Annotated in this window: 1 pseudogene; it reads right to left on the bottom strand. The window is 75.7% G+C overall.

Going from position 1 to position 460, the window contains the following annotated elements:
• Positions 1-460 (bottom strand): annotated as a pseudogene (locus tag KBX53_RS35695) (LuxR family transcriptional regulator); the annotation flags it as partial.

Consider the following 460-nt stretch of genomic DNA (forward strand, 5'->3'; position numbering starts at 1 on the left):
ATCTTGACCAGGTGGGTGGCGATGTCGGCCAGCAGCCGGACCCGCTCCACGCCGGGCGGGCCACCGGCCGCCAGCCGGTACGCCTCGTCCAGCTCCCGGCTGCCGTCGCTCTTGCCGAGCAGGGCCATCAGTCGACCGCGCTGGTCCAGCAGGCGGGCGGCACGCAGCGGCGCGGCGTCGGCGTCCACCTCGGCCAGTCCCGCCCGGGTCAGTGTGATGGCCCGACTGAAGTCGCCGGCGGTGACCGCCGCGTCCAGGGTCTGCTCCAGCAGCGCGAGGTGGTCCATGCCGAGCAGGTCGGCGGCGTCCGGCACCAGCTCCCACAACTCCAGCGCCCGCTCCAGCAGTCGGCGCTGCTCGGCGTACGCGTACCGGTCGGCGGCCGCGCACGCGGCGGCTCGGGCGGCGACGAGGGCACGCGGGTGGTCGTGCGCGGCGTACCAGTGGTGGGCGATCTCGG

It is taken from the genome of Micromonospora sp. M51 (assembly GCF_018070305.1).
Classification (GTDB): Bacteria; Actinomycetota; Actinomycetes; order Mycobacteriales; family Micromonosporaceae; genus Micromonospora; species Micromonospora parva.